Origin of the sequence: Acinetobacter sp. YH12227 (assembly GCF_013417785.1) — a bacterium.
Taxonomy (GTDB): Bacteria; Pseudomonadota; Gammaproteobacteria; order Pseudomonadales; family Moraxellaceae; genus Acinetobacter; species Acinetobacter gandensis.
The window spans coordinates 63,346-81,344 of sequence record NZ_VPDH01000003.1; the positions used below are offsets into that span (position 1 = coordinate 63,346).

The 17,999-nt window shown below is 43.7% G+C and carries 10 protein-coding genes and 3 pseudogenes; 4 read left to right on the plus strand and 9 right to left on the minus strand.

Annotated elements, in window-relative coordinates:
- Positions 1-7: 7 nt before the first annotated feature.
- From FTV09_RS01210 to tnpB, 3 genes and pseudogenes are all read right to left on the minus strand, one after another.
- Entirely contained in the window at positions 8-1,402 is a 1,395-nt protein-coding gene (locus tag FTV09_RS01210; protein WP_005400066.1) for a GntP family permease, read from the minus strand.
- A 309-nt stretch (positions 1,403-1,711) separates the two neighbouring features.
- Positions 1,712-3,366, minus strand: a pseudogene (locus FTV09_RS01215) (IS66 family transposase).
- 74 nt (positions 3,367-3,440) lie between these two features.
- Complete coding sequence (gene tnpB, locus FTV09_RS18275) at positions 3,441-3,605, minus strand: IS66 family insertion sequence element accessory protein TnpB (RefSeq protein WP_180056359.1); 165 nt, start codon at positions 3,603-3,605, stop codon at positions 3,441-3,443.
- Positions 3,606-3,781: 176 nt separating this feature from the next.
- Between tnpB and ptsP the strand changes: the two genes are divergently transcribed.
- Genes ptsP through FTV09_RS01235 form a run of 3 tightly spaced genes read left to right on the plus strand, consistent with a single transcriptional unit; the run spans position 3,782 to position 9,041 of the window.
- On the plus strand, positions 3,782-6,415 hold the full coding sequence (ptsP, locus tag FTV09_RS01225) for a phosphoenolpyruvate--protein phosphotransferase (RefSeq protein WP_373687676.1): 2,634 nt from the start codon (positions 3,782-3,784) through the stop codon (positions 6,413-6,415).
- A 6-nt stretch (positions 6,416-6,421) separates the two neighbouring features.
- Positions 6,422-7,354, plus strand: a complete 933-nt coding sequence (pfkB, locus tag FTV09_RS01230) for a 1-phosphofructokinase (RefSeq protein WP_180056354.1) — start codon at positions 6,422-6,424, stop codon at positions 7,352-7,354.
- 4 nt (positions 7,355-7,358) lie between these two features.
- On the plus strand, positions 7,359-9,041 hold the full coding sequence (locus FTV09_RS01235) for a fructose-specific PTS transporter subunit EIIC (protein WP_180056355.1): 1,683 nt from the start codon (positions 7,359-7,361) through the stop codon (positions 9,039-9,041).
- A gap of 29 nt (positions 9,042-9,070) precedes the next feature.
- Here the strand turns inward: FTV09_RS01235 and FTV09_RS01240 are convergent.
- Positions 9,071-9,305: pseudogene (locus FTV09_RS01240) on the minus strand (hypothetical protein); the annotation flags it as partial.
- 247 nt (positions 9,306-9,552) lie between these two features.
- Here FTV09_RS01240 and FTV09_RS01245 point away from each other — a divergent pair.
- On the plus strand, positions 9,553-12,900 hold the full coding sequence (locus FTV09_RS01245; RefSeq protein ID WP_180056356.1) for a DEAD/DEAH box helicase: 3,348 nt from the start codon (positions 9,553-9,555) through the stop codon (positions 12,898-12,900).
- A 342-nt stretch (positions 12,901-13,242) separates the two neighbouring features.
- Here FTV09_RS01245 and FTV09_RS01250 read toward each other — a convergent pair whose 3' ends face one another.
- From FTV09_RS01250 to urtE, 5 genes and pseudogenes are all read right to left on the minus strand, one after another.
- Positions 13,243-13,539 carry an FmdB family zinc ribbon protein gene (locus FTV09_RS01250; RefSeq protein ID WP_115736227.1) on the minus strand — a complete coding sequence of 99 codons (297 nt, stop codon included), beginning with the start codon at positions 13,537-13,539 and terminating at the stop codon, positions 13,243-13,245.
- Between the two features lie 108 nt (positions 13,540-13,647).
- Positions 13,648-14,826, minus strand: a pseudogene (gene fmdA, locus FTV09_RS01255) (formamidase).
- 32 nt (positions 14,827-14,858) lie between these two features.
- Positions 14,859-15,983: an AAA family ATPase gene (locus FTV09_RS01260; RefSeq protein WP_004777705.1), complete on the minus strand. Its 1,125-nt coding sequence runs from the start codon at positions 15,981-15,983 to the stop codon at positions 14,859-14,861.
- A gap of 26 nt (positions 15,984-16,009) precedes the next feature.
- Positions 16,010-17,053, minus strand: a complete 1,044-nt coding sequence (locus FTV09_RS01265) for an aliphatic amidase (RefSeq protein WP_004777704.1) — start codon at positions 17,051-17,053, stop codon at positions 16,010-16,012.
- Positions 17,054-17,295: 242 nt separating this feature from the next.
- Positions 17,296-17,994 carry an urea ABC transporter ATP-binding subunit UrtE gene (urtE, locus tag FTV09_RS01270; RefSeq protein ID WP_004777703.1) on the minus strand — a complete coding sequence of 233 codons (699 nt, stop codon included), beginning with the start codon at positions 17,992-17,994 and terminating at the stop codon, positions 17,296-17,298.
- Positions 17,995-17,999: the final 5 nt, after the last annotated feature.

Genomic DNA, 17,999 nt, shown 5'->3' on the forward strand with positions numbered 1-17,999 from the left:
TAACTTTCTAGAATGATCCGAACATAGTTCCGAGGGTAATTACCCCTGCTAAAGCAATGAGTGGAATTACAACAGCGACAATAAACATGTCGTAATAAGATTGTTTATGCGTTAATCCACATAATGTGATAATGGTAATTACTGCACCATTATGGGGAAGCGAATCTAAGGCACCAGATGCCATAGAGGCTACTCTGTGCATAAGTTCTAATGAAATACCATTATCTATTGCTAAATTTTTATAGGTTTCCCCCATAGTATTTAAAGCAATACTTAAGCCGCCTGATGCTGAGCCTGTAATCCCAGCCAGTACATTAATAACAATAGCTTCAGAGATAAGAGGATTGTCTGGTGCAATACCAACTAAGAAATCACGTAGAATAATGAAGCCAGCCAATGATGCTATAACTGAACCATAACCAACTTCTGATGCTGTATTAAAAATAGGTAAGAACGAAGATGAGACCCCTTGTTGTATTGAGTCTTTAATATTTACGATCGCTTTCCAATTTAAAATAATGATAGTTAAACATGCTAAGACCAGAGCACAAATAATTGCCCAAAGCCCTACAACTGAGTTTAATGAAACATTACCGAATTTATCAGTTGCTAAATATGCTGTATCGAGTGAAGGTAAGATTATTTTAGTAAGAACCAAGTTAGTAATTATTACTACTAAAATGGGAGCAAAAGCAATGGTAAGGCTTGGACCCGAAGTGGTCAATGCACCGTCATTGCTATGGATTTCAACATGATTGCCATAACCTTCTTTTAGAGAATCTGCTTTGGCAATACGCTTATTTAACCACCACATTCCTGTAATTATAATAAAGATAGAGGATAAAACTCCTAAGCCAGGTGCAGCGTATAAATCAGTATTAAAAAACGGCATTGGAATTGCATTTTGAATTGCAGGCGTTCCGGGTAATGCTGTCATTGTAAAAGTTAAAGCACCCAACATAATTGCAGCTGGAATTAATCTTTTCGGAATTCCAAGTTTTTTGAATAGTGCTGATGCTATCGGGAAAACTGCAAAACCAACAACAAATAGTGATACACCACCATAAGTTAAAATTGCACATGAGAGCACAATCGAAAGCATAGCTCTTTTATGCCCTAATTTTTCGACGAAAAAATTGGCAATAGTTCGTGCAGAGCCAGAGTCATCCATTAGCTTCCCAAATATTGCACCTAGCAAAAAAAGTGGGAAATATTTAATTATGTACCCGCCTAAGCCGGTCATAAAAATTTGAGAATAAAATCCAAGTAATTCATTACTCAATCCACTCCAAGCAACAGCAAACAGTGCAAGCAGTGGAGCCAGAACAATTACGCTAAATCCTTTATATGCCAGATACATCAGCAGTATTAGGGACAAGACTATTCCAATTAGTCCTACCATTTTTTATACATCCCATTCTTATATTCTTCGTATAATGATACGTTTCGTATCATTATTAATGTATATAATTTAATCTAAACCAAGTCAATATAAAATTTAAATTCTAGACCTTAGTTGTATAAATTAATGATTCTGAGAGTTCTTAAGAAGGATATTTGCATGCTCTACATATTAAAATAATAATAATTTCATAAACTTATAAATTATTAATTAATTCATGACTTAACTAATTTTTTTAATATTCAAGATAGTTTTGGTTAAAAATCATTTGGCTTACTGTAAGCGTCCGCTGAATCCCATGCCTATTTTTTAATTTTGGTCGGATTTCCAGCGGTGTGGCAGTAATTCTTCTATTTGGGTCACTTTATGCGTCGGCAGCCTTTTCAGCACATCACTTAAATAGGCATACGGATCCAGTCCATTCAGCTTTGCTGACTGGATTAAAGTCATGATATTGGCAGCTCGTTGGCCGCTGCGCAGCTCGTTGGCCGCTGCGCAGCGAGCCAGCAAACAGCCAGTTCTTACGTCCCAACGCCCAGGGGCGCATCTGATTTTCAATCCCTTGCGCAGCAATGCTGCTCATATCTATAGGCAAATTGCCATCATCCAGATAGCGGCAGAGTGCCTGCCAACGTTTTAGGCTGTAATTGATCGCCTTGGCAGTTGGAGAGCTCGATGGCACCGCCAGATAATGTTGGTTGAGCCATTCATACAGTTGTTGCATCACCGGTTGGCTATGCTGTTGCCGGTATTCGCGGCGATGTTCTGCTGTACCATCCATCTTTTTCCTGAGTTCTGCTTCTATGGCATACAGTTTCTGAATCAGCACTAATGCCTGTTCAGCGATCTGACTTTTCCCGGTCACATACAGTTCATGGAATTTACGACGTGCATGTGCCATGCAGCCCACCTCAATGACCTTGCCTGATTTAAAGCGTGCTTTATAACCACTGTAATCATCACAGACCAGATGGCCCTGCCAGCCATTCAGGAACTCTTCTGCATGCTGACCTGAACGGCTATCCTGAAAGTCATAGATCACCGCTTGAACTGGATTGTACTGTGTGGTGGCATAGGCCCAGACATAACCTTTCTTCGGTTTTTTCTCATTCTCACCCATCCGCATAATGGTGACCGGCGTTTCATCGGCATGGATCACCCGCTGTTGCAGCACCACCTGTTTTAAGGTATTGGCCAGAGGTTCCAGTTCCACACCGCAGCGACCAATCTGAGAAGCATTGCTTCGTAAGAGATAAAGTGGATCTGGACAGATCAATGCCCGCCCGCTGATAGATCAGGCGCTGACGGTACAGCGGCAAATGATCGGCATACTTCGATACCAGCACATGGCTGAGCAATTCAGGTGAAGCAATGCCTTTATCAATCACATAGGCAGGCATCGCTTGCTGAGTCAGAGTGTCGCACTGATCACAGACCCATTTGCCACGGACATGCTGTTCCTTGTAGAACTGTACCGGTCTGAAATGCAGTTTTTCACTGATATCTTCGCCGATACGACGTAACTGGCAGCCACAACTGCATTGGGTTGATGCAGGTTCATGCTCAATACGGATGGTGTGTAGATGATCTGGCAGCAGTCGACGTTTAGGTTTGTTGACTGTGGCTTTCTGTGTCGCTGCATCGGTTTTATCTGCATTTAATCGTTCTAATTCTAGATCAACGACTGCGATATCTTCTTCAACCGCTTCGTCCCATAGATGGATTTGTTTTGCGGTGAGATGTTCGTTTTTACTGCCGAATTTATGCTTTTTAAACAGCGCCAGTTCATGCTCGTATTTTTGAGTGAGAATAGAAAGATGCTGAACTTTGGCATCCAATTGCTGGTTTGATTTTTCTAATTCTTGATTTGATTGTGCCAGAGACTGATGCTGCATCGCCAACTGCCGGGTAAATTCCAGCAGTTGTTCATGGGTCAGTTGGCTTAAATCAGGCAGCATTTTCATGACCGCAGTATGCCTGAGGTCATGACGCAGAGGAAATAGAACGTTTGGAGAATAGCAGAATGTAGCAGCCTAGTTTAGAGCATTGTTACCACTTGCTGTCGTCCAATGCGCTGCCAGGGCAAACCCTGAATTAGTGCCTGTAACTGTTCTGGACTGAGAGCTACGTTTTCACCCTGGTGAACTTTAGCCCAGTGGAATTTTCCCTGTTCCAGCCGCCTGGCACACAGCCAGATGCCCAGTCCAGGACCGTTTTGCGCGAAACCTGAAAGATTTGGTCACTGAAGTAGATAAACTACAACATGTAGTAGCGAAGATGCTCAAAATGCACTTACTACGTAACATCAGTTAAATAAAAGTCTCCCACAAACCCGGTACGGTTCAGTCTCGCCAATGTATTTTAAAAACTGGTATTCGTCTGGCGCACTTTCCTGAAGGAGTTGTTTGGGACGGTGAAAATAAAATTTATTTAGCAGTAGTGATTGCTGCGAAATCAGATGAGCATTTGCAAGTCTTACAAATTTTGACGCGGGCTTTAATTAATGATGTCGCTGATCAAGTGAAACAGGCTCAATCCGCAGAGCAAATTATTGCATTATTACAAGCCCAACCCGCATCTTTGGCATTGCATGAAAATTTAATCGCCACCCAAGTTCCCGCACTTGATGTAGAAGATTTAATTTGGCAGGCAACACAGCTGCTGAAAAAGCAAAAAATGGTGGAGTGTGGTTTTCTGTCGGGTTTAAACCTAAACAGCATGATTCATTTAGGGGAGGGGGTCTGGTCGATCACTTCTAACCAGCATGTTTTGAGCCCAGCTGTAAGTTTGGTAAAAGCGGAACAGGTTTTAAGCCATCAGCAGGAAATGCTCAAGACTTTGGTGTGTATTGCCAGTAATGAGCAACTGGATATGCAACGGTTTCAACGGTTAATGGATATTTTGTTTGATACTGAACAAGTTCTTACCCTCAACCAAGAGCAAGATAGTCACCAGTTGGCGCAGTTAATTGGTGCTGAACTGATTCCTGATTGGCCATCTCGTCGTATTGTCTTAGCTAATGCTCATGGTCTACATGCGCGTCCTGCGACATACTTGGTCAATATGACCAAGAAATTTGCAGGGGATATTCTCATTGCTGTAGATGATGGGGCATACGTTTCGGCAAAAAGTTTAACCAAATTATTAGCCATGGGATGCCGTCGTGGTCAAACTCTGACTTTTATTGCACAACCTGATACCGATGCTGTAGCAGGCTTAGAACAGATTATTGATGCAGTTCAACAGGGCTTAGGAGAAGATGTTGAACCTGTTGATCTTGTATCTCATCAGCACAGCAGTAGTGACCCAGTCGTAAATACTTTGGAATTAATGCCTTTTGAATCACATGGCGATACGGGTAGCTGCGGTATTGCGGCATCAACTGGCCTTGCTTTTGGTCCTGCTCATGTGGTGAAGCCACGTGAATTCAGTTATGAACGTCGCGGACAGAGTTTTAAAGCTGAGAATGAAAAGCTTGAAATTGCGCTTCATCAGGTGAAAAATAGCTTACGTCAATTCATTACACATACTGAATCTACTGCCATTAAGCAGATATTCATGGCACATTTGGAAATGCTGGATGATCCAGACCTCCTCCAAAGTGTACAACGCGGTTTAAAGCAAGGGTTGTCTGCTGCTGCAGCTTGGCATGATCATATTGAAGTGGCTGCTACCGCACAGGCTGCACTTAGCGATCGTTTACTGGCAGAGCGTGCGGCTGATTTAAGGGATATTGGTGAGCGTGTTTTGGCTGCTTTGTGTGGTGTGGCCGATGTCACAGAACCCGAGCAACCTTATATTTTAATTATGCATGATGTTGGTCCGAGTGATGTCGCGCGTCTGAATAAAGATCGTGTTGCAGGCATTTTGACCGAGGTTGGTGGAGCGAGTGCCCATAGTGCCATTGTGGCACGTGCTCTGGCTATTCCAGCAGTCGTAGGTGCGGGTGTAGCTGTTTTAAATATTGAGAACCATGCCACAGTGCTAATTAATGGGGATACTGGTGAGTATGTGGTCTCACCCGAGCAAAGTCAGATTGATCATGCCATTGCAGAGCGCCAACGCCAGCGTGAGTTGCGAAAACAAGCGGAACAGCATTGTTTAGAGCCTGCCATCACACTGGATCAACATCAAGTTGAAATCGCAGCCAATATTGGCAAAGTAGGCGCTACGATACAGGCTGTGGCCGATGGGGCAGAAGCAATTGGTTTGCTACGCACAGAATTGGTCTTTATGTCACACAGCAGTGCGCCTGATGAGGCTACACAGGAAGCTGATTATCGGGTGGTGTTAGATGCTTTAGCGGGTCGTCCATTGGTGGTACGTACACTTGATGTGGGCGGGGACAAACCTTTACCGTATTTGCCTATTGAAAAGGAAGAAAATCCATTCTTGGGCTTACGTGGTATTCGTCTGACTTTACGTAAGCCAGAGTTGTTACGTCAGCAATTGGTTGCTTTACTTAAAGCAGCGGATAATCGCCCATTAAGAATTATGTTTCCGATGATTGGGCGGGTTGAAGAATGGCGAGCAGCAAAAGCAATATTAGATGAGGTTCGCATACAGCATCCATGTGAAAACTTACAAGTCGGTATTATGATTGAGGTTCCTGCGGCAGCATTGTTGGCTCCAATTCTTGCTCAAGAAGTTGATTTTTTTAGTATTGGAACCAATGACTTGACTCAATATACTCTGGCGATTGACCGTGGTCATCCACTGTTGTCTGCTGAAGCTGATGGCTTACATCCGAGTATTTTGCTATTGATTGATCAAACTGTTCGGGCAGCACATCAGCATGGTAAATGGGTGGGCATTTGTGGTGAATTGGCTGCTGATCCAAAAGCTGTGCCTGTATTGATAGGCTTGGGCGTGGATGAGTTGAGTATGTCGAGTACCAGTATTCCATTGGTGAAGGCGCAAATTCGTGGTTTGAACTATATAAATTGCCAACAGGTCGCACAGCAAGCCTTAAGTTGTGACAGTGCGTCTGCCGTACGTGCATTGGTGGAGTAATTACGAATGGCTAAGATATTAAGCATTACTCTGAATCCTGCAATTGACCTCACCGTGCAATTGGATCAACTAAAAGTTGGCGAGGTCAATCGTCAGTTAACGGCCCAAAGCCATGCAGCAGGTAAAGGCTTAAACGTGGCACAGGTCCTTAAGGATTTGGGACATGAACTGATTGTGAGTGGCTTTTTGGGGCAAGAAAACCGTCAAATTTTTGACCATCATATCCAGCAAGAGCAATTTGATAACCAATTTATTTATGTTGCAGGTGAAACACGACAAAACATTAAAGTTGCAGAAGCTTCTGGTCAGATGACTGACATCAATGGCAAGGGCTTTTTTGTAGATACCTCAGCAAAACAACAACTACGTGAATGCCTATCTCAACTGATTTTAGAGGTTGATGTGATTGTGATTGCAGGTAGTTTGCCACAAGGTTTTTCTGCAGAAGAGCTTTCAACACTGATTCTATGGTTACAGTCTGCGGGTAAAAAAGTCGCAGTAGATACCAGTGGTGTTGCGTTGAAAGCAGCAATTGCTGCCCATCCTTGGTTGATTAAGCCTAATACAGATGAGTTGACGGAAACCTACCATTTGCCAGCAGAAACGTTTGCAGAACAGCAGCATCTTTTTGCCAGTTTAAATAGTCAGATCGAACATATTGTGGTCTCGATGGGTGAAAACGGGGTGAACTGGCTTCACCGCACGCAACCCCTGCATGCTACTGCACCGAAGGTCACCGTCCAAAGTACGGTGGGTGCGGGAGATTCCTTGCTAGCAGGTATGATTCATGGCTTGTTGAGTTCAACTTCCCCAGAAGAAACATTGAAAACAGCAACCGCAATTGCGAGCAATGCTGTGACCCAAATTGGGTTTGCCCTTCCAGACTTTGCTGTTATTGAAGATTTGAAATCGCAAATCTCAGTCCAATCATTGAGTTAATACGATGCAAGAGATAAAACATATTTTATTTGTGCCACATAGTCCCGAGCAGCCGATTAATGCAGTGATTTTGGCCAAAAAACTCTCCAAAGCAGCAACAGCACTTGGCATTTCCAATGATGTGGCGACATCAGTCGAGCATCTCGATTTATCAAATGTTATTGATACGGTTGTTTTTGTTGGACAGAAGTCGGCAGATGCGGATCAACTGCGTGACAAGGTTGTGAAAGTCATTGGTTTGAATAATGCACAACACGATGCGATCATGCTTTTGCAACAAGTTCTTGAGCATTCAGATGCTTTAGATGAAACTATTGCAGCCAATGAAGGGGTTACACGGTTTGTCGCCATTACAGCATGTCCAACTGGTGTTGCGCATACGTTTATGGCGGCCGAAGCCTTACAACAAGGTGCAGTAAAGCACGGGTATCAGATTGATGTTGAAACCCAAGGATCGGTTGGGGCTAAAAATGTTTTATCGGTAGAAAGTATTGCCAAAGCAGATGTCGTGATCTTAGCAACGGATATTGAGGTCAATACAGATCGCTTTGTAGGCAAACGTGTATATCGCTGTAGTACAGGATTTGCCCTTAAGCAAACGGATAAGACTTTTGCAAATGCAATTGCTGAAGCCAAAGTGCTTGAAACGGGTAAGCAAACAGCCACTAAGACTGAAAATGAAAACAAAGAAAAAAGTGGAATTTATAAACACCTTTTAACAGGGGTGTCTTTCATGCTGCCGATGGTTGTGGCGGGCGGTTTGATCATTGCCATCTCGTTTATGTTTGGCCTCAATCCTGTTGAAGGAAGCTTTGCCGCATCCTTAAAGCAAATAGGTGCTGCAGCATTTACTCTTATGGTACCTATGCTGGCAGGTTACATTGCTTATTCTATTGCGGATCGTCCGGGTTTAACTCCAGGTTTGATTGGCGGTTTACTTGCTACACAATTAGAGGCAGGCTTTCTCGGTGGATTAGTTGCAGGTTTTATTGCAGGTTATATTGCGTTATTTTTATCGAAACAGCTTAAACTCCCAAGTAGCCTAGAAGCATTAAAACCAATTTTGATTATTCCACTATTGGCCAGTTTAGCTGTTGGTTTAATCATGATTTATGTGGTTGGACAGCCTGTTGCACAATTGTTTGAATTACTCACACACTTCCTTGCCAATATGGGGACGACCAATGCCATGATCATGGGGGTTATCCTTGGGAGTATGATGTGTATTGATGTTGGGGGGCCAATAAATAAAGCGGCTTATGCCTTTACGGTGGGCTTACTTACGTCACAAACATACGGACCGATGGCGATTACCATGGCTGCGGGTATGGTACCACCGTTGGGTATGGCAATTGCAACTTTTCTGGCAAAGCATAAATTTGCCAAACCTGAGCAAGATGCAGGGAAGGCTGCTGTAGTTCTGGGCCTATGTTTCATCTCGGAAGGGGCTATTCCGTTTGCTGCCAAAGACCCGATTCGAGTGCTTCCATGCGCGATCGCAGGTGGTGCTGTAACTGGGGCTTTGGTTGCATTATTTAAATGTGAACTAGTCACTCCTCATGGCGGTGTAATGGTACTGATCATTCCGAATGCGATGAATTATCCATTAAAATATTTATTGGCGATTGCGATTGGAAGTGTGGTGACTGGTGTAGCTTATGCCGTGATAAAACAACGGTTAGAATAAGCCCTTCATAGGAGCTTTGTGAAAGCTATTTAGTGCAATAAATGAATATTATGCTCAATCCTATTTTGGATCAGTTGGAGTCTCTGCTTGAATTTGTCCAGGTAATAGGTCATGAGCGATATTGCTGAATCGGATTGCAACCTTACAAATCGAGCCAATAATTTCATCGACTTCTTGGACACAAAGTTCCGCTTCCTGAGTACCAAGTTTCACAAGAGCTTGTCGAGGAATATCCAATGCCTCACCCATGATATCCATTTGATGTGCAGGAAAGTTCTAAACCTTTACTGATCGCTTCTGCACTGTATTCAAAGGCGATTAATGGCCGACCTGTGATTGCGGTTGAGGAGACCAATGTACCCCAAAGCCAATATTCACCCCATCCATTGTAGTAAACATTAAGTTTTTGAGCATGGATTTATTTCCTTTTAATACATTGGCGAGCAATACTGTTCTGAAATGACAGCTTTGTCCGTTATAATTGTATAAACATTTTTGGTTTCTGGTAATTATGTCCTCATTGATCAATTTTCTATCTCGCTTTAGTACTGCAACTCTTCAGCGCAGTCTGAGCTATGCTAAACACATTGATAGGGAAACAATTGAGTTCTTTGAGGAAAATGAAGATGTCACGATGTATGCTCAAATTGAAGGGACAGATTATTACGATACCGCGATTACCTATAATCTTAAAAAAGACCGTTTAATCGATGACGACTGCACTTGTCCGGTTGGATATAACTGTAAACATGCTGCTGCTTTAGCGCGGTTATTCTTTCAGGAATATCGCCAAGAATTTCAGCAGCGTTATGCTGACTCTCAATCCCCGCAGGGAATCGCAAAACGCCTACGGGGGGATGATCAGGCACAGCGCTGGTTGAATGATTTTAAACGGTATTTACAACAGACTGAACCAGAGCAATCTGTCAAAACAAACAATTATTTAATTTACCTGCTAGATCAGTCTGTCAGCTTAAAGAAATTGACAGTTGATGTTCAGAAGGCCAGACGCAATAAAAACGGCTCAATTGCGGGGGAAAGTTATTATACCCAATATGAAAATATCACCAGAAAGCATCTGACTTTACCTGAACAAAAACGACAATTATTTAACCAGATTTATTATTATGCCAAAATAAACAGTGACGAACGATTTTATCAAAGCAATCTTGATATCTCCGGAATTTTATTGGAGCATTTCAAATCTTTTATTCAAAGTGGCGATGTGTACTGGCAAAAAAAGAGCCATACTGCACTTCAATGGTCAGAACAAGGCTATCACATCGAACTGATCTGGCAACAAGGTGTAAACAAACAGACAGAGCATTTAAACATTGAATTGGTCAATGGTGATATTCGACTCGATTTGAAATCAAATCCACATATTCAGATTCTCGCGAGTCATCCACCATGTTATGTGGATATTCAACAGAACACGGTGGGCCAGTTATATGGTGAATATTCGGCAAATCTTCTGTACCATTTTTTACAGATGCCTGATCTTCCATCTATGCTCTTGCCAGAGTTTGAGAAACTGACTCATCAATATTCAGACGTGAAAAATCTGCCTCAGCCCGAGTCTATTCAGCATATTGATGTCCTTGAGGGTAGTCCCCAGCCAATTTTACGCTTCGGTGTTTTAGATAAATTTGATTGGAAATGGGAAGAGTCTGTTTGTGCTGAAATTGAATTCTCCTATGCAGGCGGAAGAATAAAAGCAGGTACATCAGGCGACAGTTTTATTGGTGAGCAGCATGACAAAATGGTACGACAGCTTCGGGACTTAGTTCAGGAACAACAGTCAATCCAACGTTTACAGCTATTGGTCGAATCACTGAAGTGGGTGAAAGATCTTAGTTATGACCATCAATTAAAACTGAATAAACAACGTCTTGATTCTATGGTTTTTGCTTTCTATGGAGATTGGATCAAACAGCTGATGCCCATCAATCAAATTGAGTTGATGGGCTGGCAGATAGAGCATCTGGAAAACAGCCCCTTTAATCTGCAATATGTTGAAAATTTAAATATTTCTATCACTGAATCTGAAGGTCAGCAGGACTGGTTCAATATCGGGGCGACGGTTCAAGACAGTGCAGGCAATTCTTATAATTTGCTTGATGCGCTCGTAGCTTTGGTGCGAGTAAATCCTGATTTACTTGATCCGCGGACTTTTATTCATCTGCATGACAGTCAAATTTTCACCGTGAAAACTGCAGTTGATCAACCTGATTTGGCTCTATCCGCTAGGGATATTAAGCCGGTATTGTTGCATCTGCAGAGCATTTTACAGCAAGAAGAGCGCAGTATTGATCGCTATGATGCGAGTCAATTATTAGAATTGCAGCATAATCTTGGGATGACATGGCAGGTCAGTGATCGCCTGCAGCAATTTGTACAGAAATTCAAACAAGGCTATCAGCAACAACTGCCGACACCACAAGGTTTTCAGGGAGAGTTGCGTCCATACCAGCAGCAGGGCTTAGGCTGGTTGCAGTTTTTAAGGGAAACCCAGCATGGCGGGATTCTGGCAGATGATATGGGCTTGGGGAAAACAGCACAAACTTTAGCCCATTTACTCATGGAAAAGCAGGCTGGATATTTGCAGGACAGTCCCGCCTTAATTGTTGCACCCACATCGCTGATGCATAACTGGTTCAAAGAAGCGGAGAAATTTACCCCTGAGCTCAAGGTATTGCTGCTACAGGGGCCCGATCGCCATCAGTATTTTGAGCAGATTCCGCACTATGATATTGTGTTAACCACCTATCCGCTTCTGGCGAGAGATGAAGAGCAACTAAAGCAATATGAATATCATCAACTCATTTTGGATGAGGCGCAGAATATCAAAAATCCGCGTGCCAAAGCTGCACAGGTAGTAAGGCAATTAAAAGCACGACATCGTTTGTGTCTAACAGGTACCCCGATGGAAAATCATTTGGGTGAGCTGTGGGCACTATTTTATTTCCTGATGCCAGGATTCTTATATTCACAAGAAATTTTTAATAAAAAATACCGTCATCCGATTGAAAAACGCGGTGATCAGCAGTTAAGACAAAAGCTGGTCAACCGCATTAAACCATTTATTTTACGTCGCTTGAAAACTGACGTAGCCAAAGAGTTGCCAGAAAAAACCACGATTGAAGTCAATATTGACATGAATGAGCAGCAATCCAAGCTATATGAGGCTGTTCGCGCCACGATGCAGGCAAATATTCAGAAAATTGTGGCAGAAAAAGGCTTTAAGCGTAGTCAAATCCAAATTTTAGATGCCTTGCTGAAGCTGCGTCAGGTCTGTTGTCATCCTAGCTTGCTGAAACTGGATTCAGTTAAAACCGGGCAGGCGTATTCTGCCAAACTTGAACAGTTGATGGATATGGTTGTTCCAATGGTGGAAGAGGGACGAAAAATTCTTATTTTCTCTCAGTTTACCTCAATGTTGGAACTGATTGAACAACAGCTCTATCACGCAGAAATTGGCTATGTGAAGCTGACTGGAAAGACCAAAAAGCGAGATGAAGTCATTACAGCATTTCAGTCTGGACAAGTGCCGGTATTTTTAATCAGTCTGAAAGCAGGAGGGGTCGGTCTGAATCTAACTGCCGCAGATACGGTCATTCACTATGATCCATGGTGGAACCCTGCTGCTGAAGATCAAGCTTCAGATCGTGCATGGCGGATTGGACAGGACAAGCCGGTATTTGTGTATAAGCTGATTACCAATAAAAGCATAGAAGAAAAAATTATTGCCTTGCAGCAGAATAAAGCAGAACTGGCACAGTCTATTCTAAGCACAGATCATGAGGGAGAAGCGAAACTGACGGAAAATGACGTGATGAACTTGTTTGAGAAATTTTAGTTTGGTTTCAGATTACCCTCATCATCTATAAGTATTTGAAAGTTAGATGTAATTTTTCAAAACCGCCAACCTTGGCAAGAGTCATCGACATAAAATATATTAAATTACATAATAGAAATTTCAATAAAACCTATATATAACAGCTACATAGGGTTTTTATTTTGTGTGGTGTAGTTTGAGGTAGGGAGGATGAACAAATCAGCTTTATGGAGTATCAGGGGCGTATCAAGCTCAATGGGATGAGCGCAGAAGCCTTTGAGATAGCTTCAAAATGAGGCTGTCTCGTGTCTAGGATACTGGGAGCAGTCCAGTCCTGATTAGTTAAATATTTAAAATGGCGGATTAAACATCGCATAAAGAACAGTTAACGCCGCGGCAATTATGTAAAACCGAGCTGCGTGCGCTATTTTTATTGGTACCGGGTCCTTCTACCAGAGGCCCTGCAAGTTGTTCTGCGCCAGAAGAGGGGCGCCATTTACTTTTCATATTGATTTTTTGATGAGCGGTGATCATCGGTTTAGCTAAAGTCTGCTGTTTGCAATAATTACATTCAATCGTATCGGTTGAGATACGGGCAATTGGAACACGTTGTTCAAAAATTCCCTCGCAATGCTCACAGCGGAAATCATATAACGGCATTTCTGTACTCCTATAGCACAAAGGGCTCAAATTAAAAAGACGGGTAGCCGAAGGCTTTAGGTTGGATGACTACCCGTTGTGAAGCTAAAACAACAATAAACTGTAAAACTAGCGTTTATGCCCCCAGAATTTGTCATCGTTCAGCGCACCTTGAGGCAGGATGTTCTGTTCGAAAATTGAAGTTGGCAGAGATACGGTACATGCACAGTTTGGAATATCCACGATACCGCCGATACGGCCTTCAACTGGTGCCGCAGTCAGTAACATATACGCCTGTGAGCCGGTAAAACCAAAATTCTCAAGGTATTTAATCGCTTTTAAACACGCCTGACGATAGGCCACAGTGGCATCCAGATAGTGGTTTACGCCATCTTCAACGCTGATGCCTTCAAAGGTCAGCCACTGGTCATAAGCCGGACGGACATTACTTGGCACAAAGATTGGAGAATCGATATTGTATTTTTCCATACCGCCCTTGATCAGATCGAAGCCCACACGGGTAACACCATCCATTTCGATCGCGCCACAGAAACCGATTTCACCATCTCCTTGAGAGAAGTGCAGATCGCCCATCGAGAAGCCAGCACCTTTCTGATAAACAGGGAAGTAAATACGGCTACCGGCTGCCAGGTCTTTAATGTCCGTATTTCCGCCATGTTCACGTGGTGGAACAGTGCGCGCAGCTTCTGCTGCCATACGGTCGAATTCAGCACCTGTTACGCCACGCAGAACAGCAGTACGCGGATCAGGCGGATTAGCCTGACCTTTAGGAACCAGTAAAGCTTCACGGCGATTCCATTCCTTTAGCAAATCATGCGATGGCAAAGTTCCCATCAAGCCAGGGTGTTTTAAGCCAGCAATACGCACGCCCGGAATATGACGTGAAGTCGCAAATAAGCCTTTTAAGTCTCAGATAGCTTTGTCAGCTTCAGGGAAATAGTCAGCCAGGAAGCCACCGCCATTTTCCTTGGCAAATACGCCAGAGAAACCGACATCTGAAATTGGCTGAATGTCGAGCAGGTCGATTACCAGCAAGTCACCTGGCTCAGCACCTTCTACATAGAAAGGTCCGGTTAATGGATGGGCACGGGTCAGGTCGACATTTTTGACATCAGAAATGTCATCGGTATCTTTAATCTGCGCATCCAGGAAATCCAGACTTTCAATCAGGATTTCTTCACCCGGTTTTACCGAAGTCAGAAATGGCAAATCCGGATGCCAGCGGTTATGTCCAATTTCCGCCTGTTCTGCCAGCGGAACCCCCGGTTTAATTTTAATATGTTGCATGGTTTATCCCCCTATGTTGAGGTCGAATAAAGCTAGTTTTTGATGTTATTGCCCGTGTCATCCATGATGAACAGCGGATCTTCGATCACGCTTTCAACAGGAACTGACTGAACCTGGATCGTTTTGCCGTCATAATCAATGATGATTTGACCGGCTTCTGGATTCTGAATAAAAAATCTGGCGAGTTGTGGCTCAACCAAAATCCGAAAGCGGCGACTCAAGCCTCGTGCACCGAAGCGAACATCGTGTCCGGTAGACAGAAACTGGGTGGCAGCGGGTGTAAGTTCAACCGTGCGGCTCTGCTTACAGAGTCGCTGATTCAGTTTCTCGATTTCCAGACTGACCAGTGTTGGCGCGAAATCAGCTTCTACCGCTTCATAATTCAGAATGCGTTCAATACGATTCAAAAATTCAGGATCAAATTTCTTGTACAAGGCGCGTTCGGTAATCTGGCTGTCATCCAGTTTGGCCAGTCGGGCCAGTTTCTGAATAGGCTTTGGAAGCTTGGCCAGCTGTCTTAAGCGTGCCTGAGCATCTTTGGCGCCGACGTTACTGGTCATAAAGATCATGCAGTTTTTGAAATCCAATACTTTAGTACCCGCGGTCAGCTTTAAGGTTCCGGTTTCCAGAACGTTGAGCAGACCCCGAATGACTTCGGTACTGGCTTTTTCAATTTCATCAAACAGCACAATACCTGGCTTGGAAAAACTGCCCTGAATATGGGCTTCATCAAACAGGGTATTGCCTTCTTTAGAGCCGACATAGCCTGGAGGGGCACCTGTCAGTGCTGCAGCATAATGTTCCTGTGCCAGTGTGTTCATGTCGATCCGGCAGAATGCATCTGGCTTGCCATGGATCGCCTCAGCAATCAGCCGAACCGTTTCGGTTTTCCCCACACCCGTCGGTCCTAGCATCAAGGTGACTGCCAGTGGCCGGGTAGGAGCATTAAAATCTGCCTTGACGGTTAAGAGCATGTTTTCAATTTCATCCAGTGCGGCACGCTGCCCAATGATATGACCACGGACATGCTGCATGACTTTTTCAGGATCAAAGCTAAAGCGAGAGGTACGCGCAATACGTTCTTTGCTCTGCATCTCATAGCGCTGTTTGGCCAGAGTTTCCTGATTGGCACTGATGCGGTCGCTGGCAAATGTCATATCGAATACCTCCTCTCAGACCAAACCTAAGATGCTTCTTTTTCCAAGCCTTCATGTGGCAGATTGCCGATTGGGCATTCTGCGACACCGATGGTAGAACGGGTAATTTTTTCCACGTTCTCTTGCGCTTTTTGAGCATCCAGAACCCAGGTCTTGTAGAAGTCGAATGGACAGTCCGCAACGCCTTTATCGCCGTCACCATTGTTATAGACACCGGTATAGCCGCGGTGCAGTAATTTAAATAAATGGTTTTGTGACTGGTCGTATTTACGTGCATCACGAATTTCATGCAGTGACAATTGCGCGTATTGGATGCCGTTTTCTTCCGTACCACATTCACCCAAGGTACGGCCGTCGAAGCCGACTACCGCAGAGTGACCGAAATAGGTGTAAACGCCGTCGAAACCGGTACAGTTGGCAACAGCAACATAAACGTTATTTGCCCATGCCATGCATTTCGCCATGTTGATCTGCTGATCTGCAGCCGGGTACATATAGCCTTGGCAACGCACCACCAGTTCAGCGCCTTTCATGGCACAGTCACGCCAGATTTCTGGATAGTTACCGTCATCACAGATGATCAGTGACATCTTGATACCCTTTGGTCCTTCAGTCACATAAGTAGTGTCACCTGGGCACCAGCCTTCAATCGGGCACCATGGGATAATCTTGCGGTATTTCTGAACGATTTCGCCCTTGTTATTAATCAGGATCAAAGTGTTATAAGGCACCTTGTTTGGATGTTCCTCATGTTGTTCACCGGTAATCGAGAACACGCCCCAGACGTTGGCTTCAATACAGGCTTGCGAGAAAATCGCGGTTTCATCGCCTGGAATGGTGGCAGCGGTTGCCATCATCTCGTCATGGTCGTACATAATGCCCATGGTGCTGTATTCGGGAAAAACAATCAGGTCCATACCCGGAATACCCTGTTTGATTCCTTTCAACATTTCAGCAATTTTTTTTGCGTTCTTAAGCACTTCCGCTTTGGTATGCAAACGAGGAATTTTGTAGTTTACAACTGCTACACCTACTGTATCTGGGCTGCTTGAGATATCACCGTGACGCATTCAAATTTCTCCAACTCTTTTATCGATTCAACTTTATGATTCAAGTGTCGCGTGAAATGCGTTACAGCAAAATACGTTGAATTGCGTATATGGAGGCGTAGACTGAAAAGAATTTTTAAATGTGAATAATCAAATAAAATATTAAAATCAGCTGCCGATTAATTAAGTGAAATAGAAATTAAAAATCCCCCGACGAATCGGGGGATGTAGAGAAAAATTACAGCCAAATTAAACCAGGAAGACTAAACAGACAGGTATTTACTGATGGTGGTCTCATCGACATTTTCACGGACATCTTCGTAGGCAAAGCGACCTTTGTCGATCACCAGGAAGCGATCTGCCATCGCCATGGTGAAACTCAGTACCTGCTCAGAAACCACAATGGTTAGATCACGCTGATCCCGAATTTCTTTCAGAGTTCTGGCAATGTCCTTGATGATAGAGGGCTGAATCCCTTCCGTCGGTTCATCTAGCAGCAGTACTTTAGGGTTGGTCGCCAGAGCACGGGCAATTGCTAATTGCTGTTGTTGCCCACCCGATAAGTTTCCGCCTTTACGTTTGCGCATATCCCAAAGTACAGGAAACAGCTCATACAGGTCATCCGGTACTTTGCCGTGCGCAGAAGCCGGTAAACCGGTCTGGATATTTTCCAGTACGGACATGGTGGAGAAAATCATCCGACCTTGCGGCACATAAGCCACACCATTTTCTACGCGCTGGTAAGGATCCAGTTTTTCCAGATTCTTGCCATCCAGCTTGATTTCACCTTTGCTATTTTTAATATCACCAATCAGGGTTTTGAACAGGGTGGTTTTACCCATGCCGTTACGGCCCATGATTGCCACAATTTCCTTCGGCTGGATCTTCAGTTCCAGGTCGTGAATCACCTGACTTTGTTTATATCCTGAACACAAAGCATTAATTTCTAATAATCCGCTCATAGTGG

Coding starts and splice junctions, on each gene's coding strand:
- FTV09_RS01210 (WP_005400066.1), bottom strand. CDS start 1,402: ATGGTAGGACTAATTGGAATAGTCTTGTCCCTAATACTGCTGATGTAT.
- pfkB (WP_180056354.1), top strand. CDS start 6,422: ATGGCTAAGATATTAAGCATTACTCTGAATCCTGCAATTGACCTCACC.
- FTV09_RS01235 (WP_180056355.1), top strand. CDS start 7,359: ATGCAAGAGATAAAACATATTTTATTTGTGCCACATAGTCCCGAGCAG.
- FTV09_RS01245 (WP_180056356.1), top strand. CDS start 9,553: ATGTCCTCATTGATCAATTTTCTATCTCGCTTTAGTACTGCAACTCTT.
- FTV09_RS01250 (WP_115736227.1), bottom strand. CDS start 13,539: ATGCCGTTATATGATTTCCGCTGTGAGCATTGCGAGGGAATTTTTGAA.
- FTV09_RS01260 (WP_004777705.1), bottom strand. CDS start 15,983: ATGACATTTGCCAGCGACCGCATCAGTGCCAATCAGGAAACTCTGGCC.
- FTV09_RS01265 (WP_004777704.1), bottom strand. CDS start 17,053: ATGCGTCACGGTGATATCTCAAGCAGCCCAGATACAGTAGGTGTAGCA.
- urtE (WP_004777703.1), bottom strand. CDS start 17,994: ATGAGCGGATTATTAGAAATTAATGCTTTGTGTTCAGGATATAAACAA.